This window comes from Streptomyces sp. NPDC008150, assembly GCF_042956945.1.
Classification (GTDB): Bacteria; Actinomycetota; Actinomycetes; order Streptomycetales; family Streptomycetaceae; genus Streptomyces.
The window spans coordinates 1-17,161 of record NZ_JBIBHJ010000023.1; the positions used below are offsets into that span (position 1 = coordinate 1).

The 17,161-nt window shown below is 69.3% G+C and carries 27 protein-coding genes and 1 pseudogene; all 28 read left to right on the top strand.

The window, feature by feature from the left end; all coding sequences use genetic code 11:
- Positions 1 to 412 (top strand): annotated as a pseudogene (locus tag ACFZA0_RS35590) (DUF721 domain-containing protein); the annotation flags it as partial.
- Positions 413 to 717: 305 nt separating this feature from the next.
- Complete coding sequence (locus ACFZA0_RS35595) at positions 718 to 1,296, top strand: hypothetical protein (protein ID WP_391024701.1); 579 nt, start codon at positions 718 to 720, stop codon at positions 1,294 to 1,296.
- A gap of 96 nt (positions 1,297 to 1,392) precedes the next feature.
- Positions 1,393 to 1,542, top strand: coding sequence for a hypothetical protein (locus ACFZA0_RS35600; protein ID WP_391024702.1), 150 nt, complete (start codon positions 1,393 to 1,395; stop codon positions 1,540 to 1,542).
- Complete coding sequence (locus ACFZA0_RS35605; protein WP_391024704.1) at positions 1,539 to 1,730, top strand: hypothetical protein; 192 nt, start codon at positions 1,539 to 1,541, stop codon at positions 1,728 to 1,730. Before ACFZA0_RS35600 ends, ACFZA0_RS35605 begins: the two co-directional genes overlap by 4 nt.
- A gap of 172 nt (positions 1,731 to 1,902) precedes the next feature.
- Positions 1,903 to 3,183, top strand: coding sequence for an AAA family ATPase (locus tag ACFZA0_RS35610; RefSeq protein WP_391024706.1), 1,281 nt, complete (start codon positions 1,903 to 1,905; stop codon positions 3,181 to 3,183).
- A complete protein-coding gene (locus ACFZA0_RS35615) occupies positions 3,180 to 4,265 on the top strand; it encodes a ParB/RepB/Spo0J family partition protein (protein WP_391024708.1) in 1,086 nt (361 codons plus the stop codon). The genes ACFZA0_RS35610 and ACFZA0_RS35615 overlap by 4 nt, the downstream gene beginning before the upstream one ends.
- Positions 4,266 to 5,009: 744 nt before the next feature.
- Positions 5,010 to 5,375, top strand: a complete 366-nt coding sequence (locus ACFZA0_RS35620) for a hypothetical protein (protein ID WP_391024710.1) — start codon at positions 5,010 to 5,012, stop codon at positions 5,373 to 5,375.
- Positions 5,376 to 5,608: 233 nt separating this feature from the next.
- Positions 5,609 to 6,148 (top strand): hypothetical protein, encoded by a 540-nt coding sequence (locus tag ACFZA0_RS35625; protein WP_391024712.1) that lies wholly within the window; start codon positions 5,609 to 5,611, stop codon positions 6,146 to 6,148.
- 144 nt (positions 6,149 to 6,292) lie between these two features.
- Positions 6,293 to 6,568 carry a hypothetical protein gene (locus ACFZA0_RS35630; RefSeq protein ID WP_391024713.1) on the top strand — a complete coding sequence of 92 codons (276 nt, stop codon included), beginning with the start codon at positions 6,293 to 6,295 and terminating at the stop codon, positions 6,566 to 6,568.
- Positions 6,569 to 6,734: 166 nt separating this feature from the next.
- Entirely contained in the window at positions 6,735 to 7,070 is a 336-nt protein-coding gene (locus ACFZA0_RS35635; protein WP_391024715.1) for a hypothetical protein, read from the top strand.
- Between the two features lie 74 nt (positions 7,071 to 7,144).
- Positions 7,145 to 7,576, top strand: a complete 432-nt coding sequence (locus tag ACFZA0_RS35640; RefSeq protein WP_391024717.1) for a hypothetical protein — start codon at positions 7,145 to 7,147, stop codon at positions 7,574 to 7,576.
- 15 nt (positions 7,577 to 7,591) lie between these two features.
- The gene (locus ACFZA0_RS35645) at positions 7,592 to 7,918 is read left to right on the top strand and encodes a hypothetical protein (RefSeq protein WP_391024719.1); all 327 of its coding nucleotides are present in this window, start codon (positions 7,592 to 7,594) and stop codon (positions 7,916 to 7,918) included.
- Positions 7,915 to 8,373, top strand: a complete 459-nt coding sequence (locus tag ACFZA0_RS35650; RefSeq protein WP_391024720.1) for a hypothetical protein — start codon at positions 7,915 to 7,917, stop codon at positions 8,371 to 8,373. Before ACFZA0_RS35645 ends, ACFZA0_RS35650 begins: the two co-directional genes overlap by 4 nt.
- 24 nt (positions 8,374 to 8,397) lie before the next feature.
- Positions 8,398 to 8,778 carry a hypothetical protein gene (locus ACFZA0_RS35655; RefSeq protein ID WP_391024721.1) on the top strand — a complete coding sequence of 127 codons (381 nt, stop codon included), beginning with the start codon at positions 8,398 to 8,400 and terminating at the stop codon, positions 8,776 to 8,778.
- 120 nt (positions 8,779 to 8,898) lie between these two features.
- The gene (locus tag ACFZA0_RS35660; RefSeq protein ID WP_391024723.1) at positions 8,899 to 9,525 is read left to right on the top strand and encodes a hypothetical protein; all 627 of its coding nucleotides are present in this window, start codon (positions 8,899 to 8,901) and stop codon (positions 9,523 to 9,525) included.
- Positions 9,522 to 9,914, top strand: coding sequence for a hypothetical protein (locus ACFZA0_RS35665; RefSeq protein ID WP_391024724.1), 393 nt, complete (start codon positions 9,522 to 9,524; stop codon positions 9,912 to 9,914). The genes ACFZA0_RS35660 and ACFZA0_RS35665 overlap by 4 nt, the downstream gene beginning before the upstream one ends.
- A complete protein-coding gene (locus ACFZA0_RS35670) occupies positions 9,907 to 10,857 on the top strand; it encodes a DUF5131 family protein (protein WP_391024726.1) in 951 nt (316 codons plus the stop codon). The genes ACFZA0_RS35665 and ACFZA0_RS35670 overlap by 8 nt, the downstream gene beginning before the upstream one ends.
- A complete protein-coding gene (locus ACFZA0_RS35675) occupies positions 10,850 to 11,092 on the top strand; it encodes a hypothetical protein (RefSeq protein WP_391024728.1) in 243 nt (80 codons plus the stop codon). Before ACFZA0_RS35670 ends, ACFZA0_RS35675 begins: the two co-directional genes overlap by 8 nt.
- Entirely contained in the window at positions 11,085 to 11,522 is a 438-nt protein-coding gene (locus ACFZA0_RS35680) for a hypothetical protein (protein WP_391024730.1), read from the top strand. The genes ACFZA0_RS35675 and ACFZA0_RS35680 overlap by 8 nt, the downstream gene beginning before the upstream one ends.
- Complete coding sequence (locus tag ACFZA0_RS35685) at positions 11,519 to 11,983, top strand: WhiB family transcriptional regulator (RefSeq protein ID WP_391024731.1); 465 nt, start codon at positions 11,519 to 11,521, stop codon at positions 11,981 to 11,983. The genes ACFZA0_RS35680 and ACFZA0_RS35685 overlap by 4 nt, the downstream gene beginning before the upstream one ends.
- On the top strand, positions 11,980 to 12,897 hold the full coding sequence (locus tag ACFZA0_RS35690) for a hypothetical protein (RefSeq protein WP_391024733.1): 918 nt from the start codon (positions 11,980 to 11,982) through the stop codon (positions 12,895 to 12,897). The genes ACFZA0_RS35685 and ACFZA0_RS35690 overlap by 4 nt, the downstream gene beginning before the upstream one ends.
- Entirely contained in the window at positions 12,894 to 13,406 is a 513-nt protein-coding gene (gene ssb / locus ACFZA0_RS35695) for a single-stranded DNA-binding protein (RefSeq protein WP_391024734.1), read from the top strand. The genes ACFZA0_RS35690 and ssb overlap by 4 nt, the downstream gene beginning before the upstream one ends.
- A 138-nt stretch (positions 13,407 to 13,544) precedes the next feature.
- On the top strand, positions 13,545 to 13,991 hold the full coding sequence (locus ACFZA0_RS35700; protein ID WP_391024736.1) for a hypothetical protein: 447 nt from the start codon (positions 13,545 to 13,547) through the stop codon (positions 13,989 to 13,991).
- 123 nt (positions 13,992 to 14,114) lie between these two features.
- Complete coding sequence (locus ACFZA0_RS35705) at positions 14,115 to 14,984, top strand: hypothetical protein (protein ID WP_391024737.1); 870 nt, start codon at positions 14,115 to 14,117, stop codon at positions 14,982 to 14,984.
- A gap of 40 nt (positions 14,985 to 15,024) precedes the next feature.
- Positions 15,025 to 15,483, top strand: coding sequence for a hypothetical protein (locus tag ACFZA0_RS35710; protein WP_391024739.1), 459 nt, complete (start codon positions 15,025 to 15,027; stop codon positions 15,481 to 15,483).
- Entirely contained in the window at positions 15,480 to 16,037 is a 558-nt protein-coding gene (locus tag ACFZA0_RS35715; RefSeq protein WP_391024741.1) for a hypothetical protein, read from the top strand. Before ACFZA0_RS35710 ends, ACFZA0_RS35715 begins: the two co-directional genes overlap by 4 nt.
- A 14-nt stretch (positions 16,038 to 16,051) precedes the next feature.
- On the top strand, positions 16,052 to 16,624 hold the full coding sequence (locus ACFZA0_RS35720) for a DUF1643 domain-containing protein (RefSeq protein WP_391024743.1): 573 nt from the start codon (positions 16,052 to 16,054) through the stop codon (positions 16,622 to 16,624).
- The gene (locus ACFZA0_RS35725) at positions 16,621 to 17,127 is read left to right on the top strand and encodes a helix-turn-helix domain-containing protein (protein ID WP_391024744.1); all 507 of its coding nucleotides are present in this window, start codon (positions 16,621 to 16,623) and stop codon (positions 17,125 to 17,127) included. The genes ACFZA0_RS35720 and ACFZA0_RS35725 overlap by 4 nt, the downstream gene beginning before the upstream one ends.
- The last annotated feature ends 34 nt before the right edge of the window (positions 17,128 to 17,161 follow it).

Here is a 17,161-nt window from a genome sequence, read left to right on the forward strand (position 1 = left end):
TGTCCGGGCCCTGAAAATCCTGCCGCCCGGCGTGCCGCCCAAACCAGCCCACCACGAGGACCGCCCCGAGCCGGCACCCGCGGCGCCAGCAGCACCACCGCCTCCCGTACGGACCCGGGAGACCGCGCACCCCGGCTACCGGGCAACCCTCGATGCAGTACGCAACAACCGGCCGAGCCCAGGGCGCCCCGACAATCCCTACGTCGAGGAAGCCATCGCCCGCCAGGAAGCAGCCCTACGCCGGTCACGGCCCCCGGAGACCGAACACCGGGACGCCCAGTGGGAAGTCGACCGGCTGACCGGCCCCGCCCTGGACCCGGTGGAAGCGTCGTTGCAGGCCGCCCGCCGGCGAGCCCGCATGGAGCGTGCCAACGGCCCGATGCCTGCACGCCGTGCCTCCGACGTCGCCTGAACCGTGCAGGGCAGCAGACCCGTCCGATCCGTAGGACGGTTTACCGCGGTAAACCACCACAGCCCAGCGTCGCCCCACCGGAGCGCAAGCATGACTGCCGAAGACGACCTCCGAGCCCACACCCGCGCTGCGCTCAAAGCTGCCGGACTTTCTCAGGCCGAGGTTGCACGCCAACTCGGTTGCTCCACCAAGCACCTGAACCAAATGCTCATGGGCGGCGCAACCCTCACCCTGACCTGGGCCGAGGGCATCCTCGGCCTCGCCGGGCACCGCCTCGAACTCCGCACCCAACCCGACGAGGAACGATGACCGACCCCAACCAGGCCGACCCCGAAGACACATGCCGCCCCGTCACCATCGACGGCGAGACGATCCGCGTCCGAGGAAGCGGCGACCTCGCCGAGGAGGACCAGGAAGCGCTGACGGCCCTCGTGCGGGCGGCGAAGGCGAAGATGACCGCCGAAGCACCGGACCAAATCGGCGCCCTTCAGAATCGGCTCCGTCTCGCCCATGAGGCCCGCCGGGAGAAGGAGCGCCACCTCGACGACATCCGACGGGCACTCTGCAACGCCGGCTCCATGCAGGACGACGACCCGTACGGGCACGCCGACCTGGCAGACGTCATCCGACAGGTCGCAGCCGCAGACGAGGAGATGGTCGGCGAGCTCAACGAACGGGTCACCGGGCTCGACCGTCGGGCCGCCCGCGCTGAAGCCGCGCTCGACCGGGTCCGGGCGTTCGCGGACCGCCTCAACGAGTACGCGGAGAGCGCCCTCCGCACCGAACACCGGACCATATACGCGGCCATCGCCGCCGACGTACGGGCCAAGGCTGCCACCGAGCCTGTTCCCGCAGCCGAGACGGCTTCAACTCCCACCGACTGATGATTGGCAGCGCCGTCAACCGTGCAGGGCAGCGGGCTCGACGTTCCTGGGGCACCGTGTACGCGATCACCCGCACCACGGAACGGAGCCGCAACCATGCAGTACACGCCCGCCTGGCACGCACACGAAGAGGCCGAGGAACGGGCGTGGCTGGACCAGTGGGCGCAACTCCACCTCATCCCCAACACCGAACCGCCCGTGCCTGTCCCGGGCCCCGAGCTCGCCACCGCAGGATGTGCCTCATGACCGCCACCGCCACCCTCACCGGCAACCCCCGCCAGGCTGCCGCCATCGGCACTCAGTCCGCCCGCACTCTCCGGCCGGCGCCGTCGGTACGTCCGCAAGTGCCGTGGCAGGGACTGTTCGTTGAGCCGGTCTACACGGACGGGCAGCCCTACCAGCTCGAGGACGACAGCGACGACACGGACGACTGAGCCGGTGGATTATCACGGCGTGATAATCCAGCACCTGCCCGTCTAGGTAGGCGACCCTCGCCCGTGATTATCACGGCGTGATAATCCCCTGCCGCCCACGGAAGGATGAAACTGGGTCAGAACATGCCCACCACCTCACCGCTCCGACCACAGGAGTCAGTAAGGTGACGCCATGGCCTCTCCATACCCCGACGGAGACCGGGAAAAGGTGGCGTCCAAGCTGCCCTCCGGGCTCCAACAGCAGCTCAAGGTCCGCGCCGCCGAACTCGGACTGGACATCCAGGAAGCCGTCGAAGCAGCCATCACCATCTGGCGGGCCAGCAACCGGCCGTCAGACGAGATCGACACCGCAGGAGCCAAGTCGTTCTCAACCTGGCTTCCTCCAGGCTTCTACGACGACTTCAAGACCACCTGCGCCGATCGCAACGTCTCCTACACCCAGGGCCTGGCCCAGAGCATCCGTCTCTGGCTCACCACCAACCCTTCGCCGAAGGACCGCCACGCACACGAAGTTCGCCGCGTCATCATCGCCAACCAGAAGGGCGGGGTAGGCAAAACCACGATCACCCTTGGAATGGGCCAGGTATTGGCCGAAGACCCGGCTTCAGCCGAAGCCAACCTCCGAGGCTTCATCGAGAACCTGCCCTTCAGCGACCTGAAGCGGATCGGCGCCATAAAGGCAACCCTTCTCCAGGAACTAGAAGGAGCCGAGCTGGGCGGTCTTCGTGTCCTAGTTGTCGACTACGACCCGCAGAGCCACCTCACCAAGCAACTCGGCCTGGACCAGATCCGTCCCGGTCAGGAGAGCCTCATCAAGCACATGGTCGGGGACGGTGAGAAGACGCTACGAGAGGTCATCGTCAACGTCGACGTCCCGGGCTTCACTGGTCGGCTCGACGTCCTGCCTGGAGCCCACGACGGGTTCCTCCTCGACTCACGGCTCGCCATCACAGCCTCGCAATCCCGCGGGTTCCAGAAGGAAGTCGCTCTCGAACGTGCCCTGCGCACCGTCGAAGACGACTACGACGTTGTCCTCATTGACTGCCCTCCCAGTCTGGGCCTCGCGATGGACGCGGCTCTCTACTACGCCCGACGCCGTCGCAACGAACTCCCCAACCGGTCCGGTGTCATCATCCCGGTGCAGGCCGAGGACTCCTCCGCCGACGCCTACGAGATGCTCATCGAGCAGATCGATGTTCTGTGTAAAGACCTCGCCCTGGAGATCGACTACCTCGGAATCGTCGTCAACCAGTACGACGCGCGTCGCGGCTACGTCGCAACGTCGTCCCTGGACAGTTGGAACGACATTGAGGGGCAAACGGTCCTTGCTGTCCTCGACGACCTCAAGGAACAGCGGGAAGCCGTCCGGACCAAGCGACCCCTCCTTGCGTACGCCCCTCACAGTAAGCAGGCCAACACCATGCGGCTCATCGCTGCAAGGGCAGGATCATGAGCAAGGCAGACGAACTCAGGAAGAGCTCATCCTTCGGTGCGGCAGCTACCGCGCTCAGCTCTCGTCGGGCAGCCATCGAGGACGCGATCAGTGGCGGCCAAGGCGGACCTGCACCCACCGTTCTTCCTGTCACCCTCATCAGCGAGAACCCCGACAACCCGCGCAACCACATGCGCAACCTGGAGGACTTCGTCGAAACCATTCGCGGTGTCGGCGTCATCCAGCCCATTACCGTCGGTACCGTTGAGGCGTACCTTCGCGAGCGCGCCGACCGCAGCGACGATCTGGACCGCGGCGCACAGTACGTCGTTGTTGACGGTCACCGCCGGCTCGAGGCGTCCCGCAGGTTGGGCCTGGCTACGATCCCTGTTTACGTCGACGACCGGCGCCTCACCGACGACGAGACACTGCTTGAGGCTGCGTTCATCGCGAACTACCACCGCGATGACATGACGGACCTTGAAGAAGCCCACGCGATCCAGCAGCTCGTGGAGCACTACGGTTCGCAGACCAAGGTTGCGAAGAAGCTCGGAATCCCACAAGCCACGATCTCCAGCAAGCTGTCTCTGCTGAAGTTGTCGCCGCAACTCCAGAAGGATCTCCAGACTGGCGCGAGGAGCGTGGAGCACGTTCGGAACCTGGGGAAGCTTTCGCCTGACGAGCAGAAGGCGAAAGCCGACCAGCGTGCCGCAGCGGCCCGATCGGACAAGACAGGGGACTCGCCAGCTTCGGAGGCGGCGCCCGACCGCTCATCGGGTCCTGCGAATTATCACGCCGTGATAATCACGGAGGCGCCCCAGCAGCCCGAACCGGAGGCTCTCGTACCTACCGCTGAGCCGGCTTCTCGGACTGCGGAGACGGGGCAACAGGCCCCTCCGGAGTCCCCTGCTGCAATCCCAGACCCGAGAGGCCAAGCGGCACCCTCAGGGAGTGAGGAACTGAAGGGGTTGAAGAGGTTCCCGTACGAGGACTCCACCGGTGCCACGCTTTTGCTCACCGGGAAGATGCCGCGCGATGTCCTCGTGGAGACGTTCCGCGGCATCGGCGCCTTCCTCGGAGTGGACGTACCGGCCGCGAAGTAGAGCCGCCATACGGCAGTTGGGCCCCGCACCTCGCCAGGTGCGGGGCCCTTCCCGTGTCCGGCCCGGGGTGACGGCCCGAACCTGAACATCGGTCAAATTGTGGAGATTGCCGGGGTTTCCGCGTCACCCGCACGGGTGATCCCCTCCCGGACCCCTACCGCCAGTAAACGGGCGGGGGTTGGCTGGCGGTGCTGGCCGCCTCGGGATAGGCGGACAGCCAGTGGGGGCCGGCGGCCTCTGGATCGCAGCCCAGACCGCCGGACCCTCACCCCGGTCCATGCTCCGCACCGCCCACTCTTCCGTGGACAACAGCCCCGCGGATGCGTTCCGTTGAACCCCTCCCGCGTGGTGACCCTGCGGGCTAGACTCCCGTCATCTGACGGGCACCATGCCCCGAGGTCTCGAGGCCCCCTGGCTCGTGGACGCGTGTTGTCGGCAACACCGCCCGTCCACCCCGCCCGGGGGTTTTCTCATGCCCATTCCGTCCCACGGGCGCCGCCCGAACAGGGGTTTCACTCCCTGCGCACGTATTTCACACGGTGTGTGATTTCGTGGCCAGAAATGGTCGCGATGCGGTGACGAAGGCCGCTCAGATTCCTGACATGCCTATCCCACGGACAGGGCGGGGTGTCACAGTGGCATCCCGTGCCTCGGACTGGCAGCCGGACGCGGGGCCGGGCTGGTGCTGCGAACACCAACTGCACGAGGAACCTTCCCGATCTGCCGGAGGAGCGGAGACGCCCCATGTCCGCAGAGCCTGTCCACCAGGACCAGGACCGCACAGGTGCTTCACAGGAAGCGCCGGGTTCCGTGCTGCCCTTCCGCCGGCGCCCGCGGCGCGGTGTCGGCCCGCAGCCCCGCAAAGCCGCCGCCCCCGCGCCGGAGCTGTCGCCGCATCAGCAACTCGCCGCACTGATCGAGGCCGCGTTCAACGGGGTGGACCGCACCCTGCGTGACGACCGCACGGCGACGGACTTCCGGGCGACGATCGGTGTCGTGCGCACCATGGTCGACGGGGCCCGCGCCCGCAGCATCATTACTGACCAGCAACATACGGAACTCGACGCCATGCTCGAGGGGATGCTGTCGGCTCCGGCGATGCTCGCCTGACCCGGATACGGCATATGCCCGGCGACTTGTCGACTTCGTAATGTGACGCTCAGGCAACAGTCTGCAAGTGACAATGATCCTTTGTCGCATACCGTTCATCGCCCGTCACATCCATGCCACTATGGGGCGTCCGGAGACCACCGGGTAGTGACATCCGGCCAACCCGGCGCGCACGAACGCCCCTTGACGGCTCCCGTACGCCCCCGGGACAGCCCACGAGGGACGGGGACATCATGGGCATCAACCAGGCAGACGCCGCCGCACGAGCCCTGCGGATGCTGGACCACCCGGACATGCGCATTCCCGGCCGCCGCCCCTCGGACGGCATCCGCACCACCGGCAGCACCCCCGCGGCCCCCCTCGACATCAGCCTCGTCGACTACCTCAGCACCCAGGTTGACGAGATGATCGAGCACACCCGGGCCGCGGTCGACACGACCACCCCGGTCCCCGCCCGCCCCCACCAGGTGTACGACTGGGCACTCAAGAACACCGAAGGCGCGAGCCACGCCGTCCAGGTCGAACGCGACATCCTCATCGAGCGGCAGGGCCTCGAGCACGCCATCCGGCTCGGCGACATCAACGTGGTCCGCCGGCACCCCTGCCCCGCCTGCGGCTCCTGGTCCCTGATGTGGGACACCAGCAGCACCAAAGCCCGGTGCACCGACCGGGGATGCAAGGACGACCGCGGCCTCGCCTCCACCTGGACCCTGGGACGGCTCGCCGCCCAGAAAATCCGCGGCACAGAAATCTGGCGCCGCAACGCAACCTGATCCCGATCCCGCGGGTCTACACACCAGCAACACAACTCCATCACCACCGCTACACATGGGTACCGACTGACCCCGGCACCCGCACCACCAGACCCGTATCGGCCGCCGGAGCTGCGAACTGTGGCCGCCGTCATGGGAGGCCACATGGCCGCGTACGCCGCCCACCCGTCCACCACGACAGCAGCCAGGCCGGCCGCACCCGCCGCGGCCCAACGTCCGGTCCCCGACGACCTCGTGACGTTCGCCGAGGCCGTGGCGCTCCTCCAGCCCACCGGGCACCCCGTAGCGGACACGACACTGCGCCGCTGGATCCGTGAGGCGGGATCGCACGTCTACGGGTCCCGGGTGTCGTGGACCGACGTGGTCCGTGTTCACCGTGACCGGACCGCGGTGAAGTTGCGCGCCTCCGCCGCCTGGTAGCCGTACCGCCCGCCTGCCGGGCCTCCCATGAGCCCTGCCCCCGAGACCCCGGGGCGGGGCCTTTTGCATTCCAGACCCTCGTAAGTATTGCATCGCCATACCTGAGGGGTTAGTTTGATGGGGCAGGGGAGACCACCGGTCCCCGCCACCACCCCAAGGAGCCCCCGTGGCCGTGCTCACCCACACCCAAAACCGCCCGGCCACCACCCCCGCCCACTACGACACCCGCCTCGACCAGCTCCTCGAAGCCGCCGACGAGGCCCCCAACGACGACGCGTTCCTCGCCGCCATGACCCGCATCGCCGGACTCGTCGGACAGCCCCTCCCCGCCTCCGGCTACCTCGCCCACTGCGCCTGCTCCTGCTACGGCGCCGCCCGCTGCGAGACCTGGTTCGACGCCACGGCCCCCGGCACCCGCGTCATCGAGAACGCCGACGCCGGTTACAACCTCGCCCGCATCCAGTGCCCCTGGTGCGCCGACCAGCACCCCGAAACCGCCTGACCCCCTCCAACTCCCCGGCCGCGCACGACAACCGCTCTGCGCGGCCGGGTGAACAACCCCGTCAGGAGCAGCCGATGCCCACCACCGCACAGATCCTCACCACCATGGCCGGCCTCATCGACGAGTACGGCCTCCACACCGGCGAACAGTTCGCCGCCCACAGCTACCAGGCCCCGCTCCTGGACATCTGCGCCCACGCCTACCTCGCCGCCGAAGGACGCGTTCCCGCCGCCTTCTACACCGACGAGGCAGCCTCCCTCGCCCTCATCGAGGCCAGCACCGGCGCCATGGACGCGATCCGCGCCATCAGCACCAGCCTCGACCCCGACCCCACCGACCCGACCCCGCCCTGCACCACCAACGGCCGACCCGACCCCATCGAGCACGTCTCCAACTGGGCCCGCACCCCGGCCGTGTTCGCCACGCAGCCCCCCACCGCCAGCGAGGTCATCGGCCGCATCCTCCGCGCCGCCGACACCCCCACCATCCACACGTCCGCCGCCTGAAAGGCCCCCCACACCATGACCTCTCCCACCGTCACCACCGACGACTACATGACCGACCCGTTCTACTGCCTCGGCCGCGCCGACGCCTACGACGAGCACAAGGACGGCGTCAGCGTCCACGACCTCCGGGCCCGCGCCGAACTCCTCCTCGACAACGCCCCGCGCACCGAACCGATGAACCTGTACGCCGCCGGCTACGGCAACACCGTGATCGGCATCTTCAACAACCACATGGCGCAGATCCGCGCCCAGGCCGAGGTCGCCCAGACGTCGCACGCCCGCAAGCAGGGCCGCGAACTCTCCACCCGCCACCAGCGGAACCAGCCCCGGCGGCCCGCATGAACAACCTGCCCCCGCGGACCAACACCCCGGACCTCGTCACCGTCAAGGCCGACGGCCGCAAGATCACCACCGGGAAGCTCAAGCGCGCCTGCAACGGCTGCGGAACCCTCCTCGGCGACATCAACGACCGAGACGTCGACCAGCACGGCAACCTCACCGACGTCCGCGTCGAATGCGACCACTGCCAGCCCCTCGTCGAAGCCGAGAACGCCGGCTGCAAGACCTGGCAGCTCACCCCACGCAACATCGCCCGCATCGACAACGAAGTCGACCGCGACGGGCACTACGCCAAGGGCTACTACGCCTGGGACCTCACGACCGAGAAGACCATCTGCGTCGGCCTGCGGATCGGCACAGGCGAGTCCCGCATCGTCGCCCGCTACGGCGACCACCTCATCCGCCACCCCGACGGCACCTGGACCGTCCACCCCGCCCGCCAGGAACCGACCTCCTGATCCAGCACCGAACCGGAGAACCCCATGACCGACCAGCCGAACACGCCCCGCCCGAACGGCCTGAGCGACCTGCTCGCCGCGGTCGCCGAGCACCTGCCGCAGAACGATCCGGACCGCTGTACCGAGACCCTCGCCTCCATGCCGGTCACTGCCCCTCAGCCCCTGACCCCCGACGAGGTCAACGCGATCGTCCGCGACATGGACGACCCCCGCTACCCGTCCCGGATCACCGTCTTCTGCGACCGCTGCGGTGTCGAGAACACCGGCGAGTACATGGTCCGCGAGGGCATGACCAGCCGCGAACGGCTCGCCGTCGCTCGCAACCACCTCGTGAACAACGAGGGCTGGGAGCACGACGAGTTCGGCAGCGACTTCTGCCCCGCCCACGCCGGATCCCGCGACTGAGACCCGCCACCGCGCGGCCACCCCCCACCGGCCGCACCCGGGCGTCCCGCCCCCCAACGGGGCGCCCACCCCCGAACAGCACGGAGCACCACTCACGAACCCACCACCAGGGGAGCACCCATGGCCACCCGAACCCGCACCGCGAAGAAGACCACAGCCAAGAAGACCACCGCGAAGCCGTCGGCCAAGCCCGCTGACCCGACCCGCCCCCGGGTCGACCTCCGCCACCCGCTCCCCACCCGAACCCCCGTCGGCACCCTCACCCTCTCCGAGCAAGCCGCCTGCCGGGCCGCGATGGCCGCCGTCAGCATCGGCATCCCCGTCCCCGTCCGCCTCTGGCGCGGACCCACCGCCGTCGTGGACGGCACCACCATCACCCACCTCTACCCCCACACCACCCGCCCCGAGTTCACCGTTCAGGCCCGCTGCCCGCATGGCGGCCCCCACACCGCCACCGTGCGCACCGCCCGCCAGTGGCACACCGTCATCCGCCGCACCGCAACCTGCACCCAGCAGCACACCCAGCCCGTCGACGCCATGGACTGGCCCACCACCGGGATACGCCCCGCAGACGCCCGGGTCACCGGCCCCGTGCCCCTCCAGGACGGCCTCGCCAAGGCCCGCGCAGCCACCGCCGAAACCCAGCCCCTGTCCACCGCCGACATCGCGGCCGGCCTCAACGCCCGCCGCCCCGGCTGGGCCCGCCCCGACGACACCGACACCGCGAAGGAGCACCCCGCGCCGTGACCAAGACACCGCCCGACTGGCACCGAGCCGTCATCGAACGCTCCCGCATCGAAGCGTCCGCTGTGCCCTCGGCCACCGTCCGCGCCGTCGAGTTCACCGTGAACTGCGTCCCCGGCGACGACCTCGACCAGCACCTCTTCGAACTCCGTGTCCAGTACCGCGGCAACGACCGCTACGCCGTCATCAGGGGCGGCGACATGTGCCTCGGCGTGGACGGCACCTGGGACTACGGCGTCAAGGAGTACGACCGCGGCGACGCCTGGCTGAACGCACACCGCTTCGACCTCGACACCGCCCTCCGCCTCGCCCGCGAACACGCCCCCCTCGTCACCGTCAACGGCCACACCGTCACCGACGCCATCACCGCACGGAGGAACCGCAGTGTCTAGCCGAACGAAGATCGAATGGACCCAGGGGGACGACGGAGCCCCCGGCCAGACCTGGAACCCAACAACCGGCTGCGACCGCATCAGCCCCGGATGCGACCACTGCTACGCCCTGACCATGGCCAAGCGCCTCAAGGGCATGGGCCAGGCCAAGTACCAGAACGACGGCGACCCCCGCACCAGCGGGCCCGGCTTCGCCCTCACCACCCACCCGGACACCCTCACCGAGCCCCTGCGGTGGAAGAAGCCCCGCAAGGTCTTCGTGAACTCCATGAGCGACCTCTTCCACGCCCGGGTCCCCCGGGAGTTCCTCGCCCGCGTGTTCGCCGTCATGGCCGCCACCCCGCAGCACACCTACCAGATCCTGACCAAGCGCCCGCAGCGTGCCGCCCGCATCCTCACCGACCTGTGCACCTGCGGTGCCGGCCACACGCCCGGTGTCCACTTCCGCTCCGACATGGAATGGGCCGCCACCCCCCACAGCCCCACCTACGTGCCCGGCCTGGAGCACGGCATCTACCACCGGGCCGGCTGGCCCCTGCCCAACGTGTGGATCGGCACCAGCATCGAGTCCGACAAGTACGCGAGGCGTGCCGACCACCTCCGCAACACCCCGGCCGCGGTCCGGTTCCTCTCCGCCGAACCCCTCCTCGAAGCCCTCCCGTCCCTCGACCTCGCCGGAATCAACTGGCTGATCCCCGGCGGGGAATCCGGGCCCGGCGCCCGCCCCTTCAACCCGGCCTGGGCCGCCGACCTCCTCGACGACGCCCGCCAGGCCGAGACCGCACCGTTCGTGAAACAACTCGGCACCGTCTGGGCCCGCGACACCACCTGGGGCGGGAAGACCATCGCCGCACACGGCGACACCAAGGGCGGCGACCCCACCTACTGGCCCACGCACCTCCGGGTCCGGGAGTACCCGCGGACGGCGGTCGCCGATGCCTGACCACGACCCCGCCTACGTGCACCAACTCGCCGACCAGCTCCTCCAGCAACGCCCCGACCTAGCCGCCCTCCTCAACAACGCCGAAAACGAACTCGTCCTACGCCGCGCCCAATTCGCCATCGTCGGCACCTGGATCAACAACCCTCGCTGGGACCACACCGCCCGCGAAGCCCTCGCCCGCGAACTCGGCCTTCCTGCCCCCACCCGCCCCAGCCCGGAGACCACCCATGGCTGACACCCCCCGTACCTGGCGTGTCGAACTCCCCGCCGAAACCACGCTGATCAACGCGAACGACCGCATGCACCCCGCCCGCCGCGCTTCCTTCATCAAGGTCATCCGCCAAGCGGCCTGGGCCATGGCCCGCTACAACAAGGTCCCCGCCCTCCAGCGCGCCCACATCTTCTACGTCGTCCACCCCGACACGAAGGAACGCCGCCGCGACCCCGGGAACTGGTCCCCGTCCGCCAAGGCGGCAGTCGACGGACTCGTCGATGCCGGAGTCCTCCCCGACGACAACCACCACCACCTCCTCGGCCCCGACCCCCGCATCGGAGAACCCGTCAAGGGATCCCAACTGGTCCTGGTCATCACCGACCTCGACGAGGCCACCCCCGACCACCTCGTGCACCTCAACCCGCCGACCCTCACCGGAGCGAACGCATGACCGCCATGACCCGCCGCGCCACGAATCCCGCCGCGAGCGACCACACCTGGCGCGACCTCGCCGCCTGCCAGAACGAGGACCCGGAACTGTTCTTCCCACCAGGTGAAGGCGCCTCCTCCCAGCACCAGATCAACCAGGCAACGAGCGTCTGCGCGCGCTGCCCCGTCCGGGAGGCCTGCTTGCAGTGGGCGCTGGACACCCGTCAGGACATCGGCGTGTGGGGAGGCCTCTCCGAGGGGGAGCGGCGCAGCATCCACCGGCGGGCGAACCAACTCGGCGGATACACGAGGCGGTCCTCGGTGGTGGATCAGATCCTGACGTCCCGGCTGGAGGAGTTCCGTGCCGCGGCCGGTGCGGGCCTGGACTCGGCCGGGATCGCGAAGCTGCTGGGCACGAACGTGATCACGGTGAAGAAGGTCGAGGAGCGCTTGGCGCAGCAGGACATGGCGGTGACGGCATGAGCACCTCGGTTCAGGCGGCGTCCGCTCGCTGGCAGAGCCGCAGGCGGCGCCTGATCCGGGCAGGGGAGTGGGAACCGTTCGTGGACGCGGCACCCGTCCGCGAGCACCTGAAAGCCCTGCTTGCCGCAGGGATGCCGCTGCGTTCGGTGTGCGAGCAACTGGGCTTCGCGCACGGCTCGTCGCTCCAGCACGTGATGTACGGGCGAGGAAAGTACGGGCCCGGACAGCAGGTACGCCGGGAGACCGCCGAGGCGGTCCTGTCGTACTGGCCCAGCCTGGCCGACTTCCCCGACGCTGCCCGAATTGACCCGACGGGCACGCGCCGGCGGGTGCAGGCGTTGGCAGTTCGCGGCTGGTCTCGGCACGTCATGGCCGCGGAGATCGGTATGGGCGAGACATCGTTCAAGAAGGCGCTCCACAAGGAGCGGGTGACAGCTCGGCTGGCCCGGACGGTTGCCGACCTGTACGACCGCTGGTGGAACCTGGATCCGCTGGAGTTCGGGGTGTCACGGAACTCGGTCGGCAGGGTGCGTGCGGACGCTGCACGATCCGGTTTTCACGGTCCGTTGGCGTGGGACGACGACACGATCGACGACCCGAACGCTGTCCCACAGACAGACGCTGTGCCGCCCCTCCAGACGGACGGGGACAACGCGGTCGCCCGGTGGTTGCTGGGGGAGTCCGTGATCCTCGGTCGTGAAGACCGCCGTGAGGCCCTTCAGTACCTGTTCGAGTGGACGACATCCACGACGGCGGAGATCGCAGCCCGGTTGGAGATGACACCGGAGAACGCGGACCGGCAGTGGCATCGGATCAAGGCGCAGGCGAAGGCGGACGGCCGGCGCTTGTGGCGGCGGGTGTACGTGCCGCGTGAACGGACCTTGCAGCAGAACGAGATGGGAGAAGCGGCATGAGTAGCACGATGACGTTGACGGGCCGCCTGACCGGGGTGCCTGAGCTGCGGTACAGCCCGTCGGGCGTAGCGGTTGCGGCATTCACGATCGTCACGTCCCGGCGGGTGAAGGACCCGGCCACGAACGAGTGGGCAGATGCGGACACGACGTTCTGGGACTGCAAGGCGTTCAAGCAGCTTGCCCAGAACGTCTGCGAGTCCCTCGACAAGGGGATGGAGGTGATCGCGGTGGGGCGGGCGGTACAGGAGTCGTGGGAGGACAAGCAGACCGGGCAGAAGCGGTCGAAGATCGCCGTGCGTATCGACGCGATAGGCCCGTCGTTGCGGACCACGACGGCGAAGGTCACGAAGAACATCCCGGCGGGTGGTGGCCAGCAGGCGTACGTGCAGGCGCGGCAGGCGTCCTCGCGGGAGGGGTTGGAGGACCCGTGGGCGGGTGTGCCAGCGTCGGGTGGTGGGCGTGCTGGCGGGTGGGGGCCGCAGGGTGGTGGTGAGGAGCCGCCGTTCTGAGGTGGCGGTTGGTGGGGTTAGGGGTCTGGCCTGTGGCTGGGCCCCTCTTCTCATTCCATGACCCCCGTAAGTATTGCTAAGCCATACTTACGGGGTTAGAGTTTCCGTATCGCATCCCACCACCCCGCGGAGGAACCCGTGATCGACCAACTCGGATACCACGACACCCGGGACCTCCGCGCCGAACTCACCGCCCTCGACGCCCAGATCGCCCGCACCCGCGCCTACGACACCCAGCAGACCCTCCTCCGCCGCAGGCCCGTCCTCGTCCGCGAGGCCGCCATGGAGGACCAGCGCCTGCACCGCCTCGCCACCGCCGTCCACCAGGCCGGCGACCTCGACCTCGGAGTCCTCGCCTACATCGTGTACGGGCCCAAGGCCCTGCCCGTCGCGCCGCTCTACGAGGTCCGCTTGATCGACGAGAACGGCTACACGGTCCCCGGCGCGGTCCGCACCAACCTCCCCGCCGACCGGGTGGAGAAGGCGCGCACGGAGCTGATGACCGTGGACGGCCCGAAGTGGGCCCGCATGTACGGGCACCGGTGGGTGCCGTCCCGGCACCGGGTGCAGACCACCGCGTTCTGACCATGGCCCACCCCCAGGGCCATCCCCGGCCGCGCCCCGCGACGCGGCCACGAGGCCCGCACCCACCCCCGGGTGCGGGCCTCACCCCATCACCCGCCCAGCTCAGACTGAAAGGCCCAGCACGTGACCGTGTACGCCCTGCACCACCCCGACGGCCGCTGGCTCTACCACCTGCCCAAGCTGGCCGGCCGCGACTGGCAGGCCAAGACCACCGGCATGCTCGCGGACGGCCAGCCCATGGGGGCGCTCCCCGCTGACTGGTGGTCGGCCCCCGCGGAGGCAAGCCGGCTGACCGCCGTCGTGCAGCCCGCCCCGAAGACGGTCAGCTACAAGCTCCGCGACATCGCAACGGAGTCCGTGCGCTACCCCGCGACCCTCACCGTGACCGAGTTCAACGACCGGGACGACGACCACGACACCCTGTGGGAGCTGTACACCTCCGTGACGGAGGACCAGCCGCCCGTCGAGCACGTCTTCGAGGGCCCCATCGTGGTCCTGGAGGGACGGGAGCCCCCACAGCCCGGGGAGCCGCAGTGGGTGGCAGACCTGCCGCACTTCCTGACGCAGCGCCCCGAGTACCGGCACCTGTTCCCCGGTCACATCCCCGGCCTCGTCGTCCACATGATGCGGGCCTTCGAGGCGATGCCGCGCGTCAAGCATGTCTTCCTCAACTTCCAGAACCGGCCCGGGATCTACGTCGACGTCAGCGTGCCGTACGACGAGCCGCGCACCGAGTTCCGGCACGACACGAGCTGGCGCACCGGGAAGAAGTTGAAGTCCGGGCGGACTGTGCCCGTGACCGTGTCCCGCACCGTCACCCTCCCGATCCCCGACCGGGTTCCCGGCGCCACCTACGAGGAGGCCCTGTCCTCGTGGCACGAGCAGGCCGCGTACTGGACCGGTGTCGTGGAGGAGATCTCCGTCGCCGCGTGCCACCACTGCGACGGCAACGGCTACGTCCCGCAGGGCTCCGAGAAGTACAGCAACAACTGACCCGCCCCCAACCCCCGTTCCCTCCCTCTTGGAGACCCCTGTGCCCGTCCTGGCATCCGACATCGCCCTCGAACGCATGACCGCGGACCGCGTGTGGTCCGACTACGCCCGCCTCAACAACCTCCCCACCAGCAAGAGTTCCTGGCTGCGCGAGGACAGCCCGGCGGGGCCCCTGCTGTCCTGCCAGATCCACATCCCGAAGCCGATCCAGGCACTGGAGGGCTTCGCGGCCAGCTTGTCCTCCGGCGGTGACTCGAACCTGCGGGCTGAGCAGGCCCAGTTGGACTACACCCAGCCGGGGCGTGTCGCCTGCGTGTGGCTGTCGCACGGGGTGTGGCTGGAGTTGTGGGCTGACGACCGGCCGGAGACGCCCGCCGTCCGTCCTACGGCCCGTAGGGCGGCCCTGACGGCGAAGGTGCGCCCGGTCGGGCCTTCCGCGCCGCTGCCGACCCGACGCCGGAGCTTGTTCGCCCGACGTACGAAGGAGACCACCGCATGACCACCAGCACCCCGGCCAACCTGGACAAGGCCGTTGTCGGCCGCCGCGTCGAGTTCTGCTACCACCGGGACCTGGCCGCCCCGGTATGGCACCCGGGCGTCATCAGGAGCGTCGACCCCACCCCCGAAGGGTCCTGCACCCCCTGGATCCGTCTGGACGGGAGGCGGTACCGGTTCCACAGCAGGGTCGACTACGAGGGCCTGCGCTACCTCGACGAGGTCGGGCCCGTCCCGGACCTGCCGATGGGGTCCTTCACACCCGCCGTGGACCACCAGAACGGGTTCTGGGAGCAGGCCGGCGTCCTCTTCGCCACGATCGGGGAGGAAGGCGACCCGGTCGTGCTCACCACGGACCAGCAAGCGGCGGAGGCGGCCGTCCTCTCCTACGGGGAGGAGATCGGCTGGGACATGGAGGCGGTCGACCTGACGGCCATGCGCCCGCTGTGGGCGGTCTTCGAGTGGGGGCCGGAAGACGCCGACCTCTCCTGGACGGTTCAGCTCGACGCCAGCAAGGACGACGACCAAGCCGTCCACGTCTACCACCTGCCGATCTGAAGGGAGATCAGCCGATGACGGCGAACGTTCTTGCACTGTTGCCCGCCGATACCGAGCTGTCCGTTCACGTGGAGGAGGAGACCGGGGCGACCGGTGACCTGGCCGCGGCGGTGTTCGACAGCCAGCGCCGCACGTACCGGTACCTCCTGACCCGGATCTGGAACCCGGCCATGCCGCCCGCGGTGTTCGTGATGCTGAACCCGTCAACCGCGGACGCGTCCAGCAACGACCCCACGATCCGCCGCTGCCTCAGCTACGCGGTCCGGGAGCAGGCGGGCGGGATCGTCATCGCGAACCTGTTCGCCCTGCGGTCCACCGACCCGCGCGCCCTGACCCGGCATTCGGACCCGGTCGGCCCGTACAACGACGCGTTCCTCCGCCGTGCTGCGGCCGGCGCACACCGGGTGATAGCAGCCTGGGGCGGCGGCGGGTTCCAAGGAGGCCGTGCCGAGCGGGTGTTGGAGATGCTGGGCGGGATGAGGATACCGGTGTCGTGCCTGGGGGTGACGGCGACGGGGCAGCCGCGGCATCCGTTGTACCTGCGGAAGGACGCTGCACTGGTGCCGTACGAGGGACTGGCCTCGTGAACGCCCCGATGCATGCGGGCCCGTCGCCGGCTGGTGGCGGGCCCGACCCGTACACGGACTGGGATGACTACCTCGCCGACCTCGGCGACCGTGTCCGTGCCGAACGGCAGGCCCGGGGCTGGTCCCAGACCACGTTCGCCACCCTGGCAGGCTGGCACGTCGACCAGGTGAAACGCCTCGAGGCCGGCAGCCCCCAACTCCGGCTGCGGAACATGGCGGTGGCCGCTCACGTCCTCGGCGTGGACCTGGGGCACCTGTTGTCCCGGCAGTGGGTGGCGCCGGTGCGGCGGCCGTCGTTGACGGGCCGGCAGGCGGAAGTCCTCGCGGCCGCGGCGGACGGGTGCCCGTTGTCCGAGGTAGCGGTCCGGGTGGGGTTGCGGACGCAGGCGGTCGCGTCGCATCTGTCGCACGTGTACCGGCGGCTGGGGGTTACGGACGGGGTTCCGCCGGGTGCCCGACGTCGTGCGGCGGTGGAGGAAGCCCGCCGCCATCACCTCATTTGATGCACGCAGCGTCACGAAAGGCTCCGGTTCCCAC

Coding starts and splice junctions, on each gene's coding strand:
- ACFZA0_RS35595 (WP_391024701.1), top strand. CDS start 718: ATGACCGACCCCAACCAGGCCGACCCCGAAGACACATGCCGCCCCGTC.
- ACFZA0_RS35600 (WP_391024702.1), top strand. CDS start 1,393: ATGCAGTACACGCCCGCCTGGCACGCACACGAAGAGGCCGAGGAACGG.
- ACFZA0_RS35605 (WP_391024704.1), top strand. CDS start 1,539: ATGACCGCCACCGCCACCCTCACCGGCAACCCCCGCCAGGCTGCCGCC.
- ACFZA0_RS35610 (WP_391024706.1), top strand. CDS start 1,903: ATGGCCTCTCCATACCCCGACGGAGACCGGGAAAAGGTGGCGTCCAAG.
- ACFZA0_RS35615 (WP_391024708.1), top strand. CDS start 3,180: ATGAGCAAGGCAGACGAACTCAGGAAGAGCTCATCCTTCGGTGCGGCA.
- ACFZA0_RS35620 (WP_391024710.1), top strand. CDS start 5,010: ATGTCCGCAGAGCCTGTCCACCAGGACCAGGACCGCACAGGTGCTTCA.
- ACFZA0_RS35625 (WP_391024712.1), top strand. CDS start 5,609: ATGGGCATCAACCAGGCAGACGCCGCCGCACGAGCCCTGCGGATGCTG.
- ACFZA0_RS35630 (WP_391024713.1), top strand. CDS start 6,293: ATGGCCGCGTACGCCGCCCACCCGTCCACCACGACAGCAGCCAGGCCG.
- ACFZA0_RS35640 (WP_391024717.1), top strand. CDS start 7,145: ATGCCCACCACCGCACAGATCCTCACCACCATGGCCGGCCTCATCGAC.
- ACFZA0_RS35645 (WP_391024719.1), top strand. CDS start 7,592: ATGACCTCTCCCACCGTCACCACCGACGACTACATGACCGACCCGTTC.
- ACFZA0_RS35650 (WP_391024720.1), top strand. CDS start 7,915: ATGAACAACCTGCCCCCGCGGACCAACACCCCGGACCTCGTCACCGTC.
- ACFZA0_RS35655 (WP_391024721.1), top strand. CDS start 8,398: ATGACCGACCAGCCGAACACGCCCCGCCCGAACGGCCTGAGCGACCTG.
- ACFZA0_RS35660 (WP_391024723.1), top strand. CDS start 8,899: ATGGCCACCCGAACCCGCACCGCGAAGAAGACCACAGCCAAGAAGACC.
- ACFZA0_RS35675 (WP_391024728.1), top strand. CDS start 10,850: ATGCCTGACCACGACCCCGCCTACGTGCACCAACTCGCCGACCAGCTC.
- ACFZA0_RS35680 (WP_391024730.1), top strand. CDS start 11,085: ATGGCTGACACCCCCCGTACCTGGCGTGTCGAACTCCCCGCCGAAACC.
- ACFZA0_RS35685 (WP_391024731.1), top strand. CDS start 11,519: ATGACCGCCATGACCCGCCGCGCCACGAATCCCGCCGCGAGCGACCAC.
- ACFZA0_RS35690 (WP_391024733.1), top strand. CDS start 11,980: ATGAGCACCTCGGTTCAGGCGGCGTCCGCTCGCTGGCAGAGCCGCAGG.
- ssb (WP_391024734.1), top strand. CDS start 12,894: ATGAGTAGCACGATGACGTTGACGGGCCGCCTGACCGGGGTGCCTGAG.
- ACFZA0_RS35715 (WP_391024741.1), top strand. CDS start 15,480: ATGACCACCAGCACCCCGGCCAACCTGGACAAGGCCGTTGTCGGCCGC.
- ACFZA0_RS35720 (WP_391024743.1), top strand. CDS start 16,052: ATGACGGCGAACGTTCTTGCACTGTTGCCCGCCGATACCGAGCTGTCC.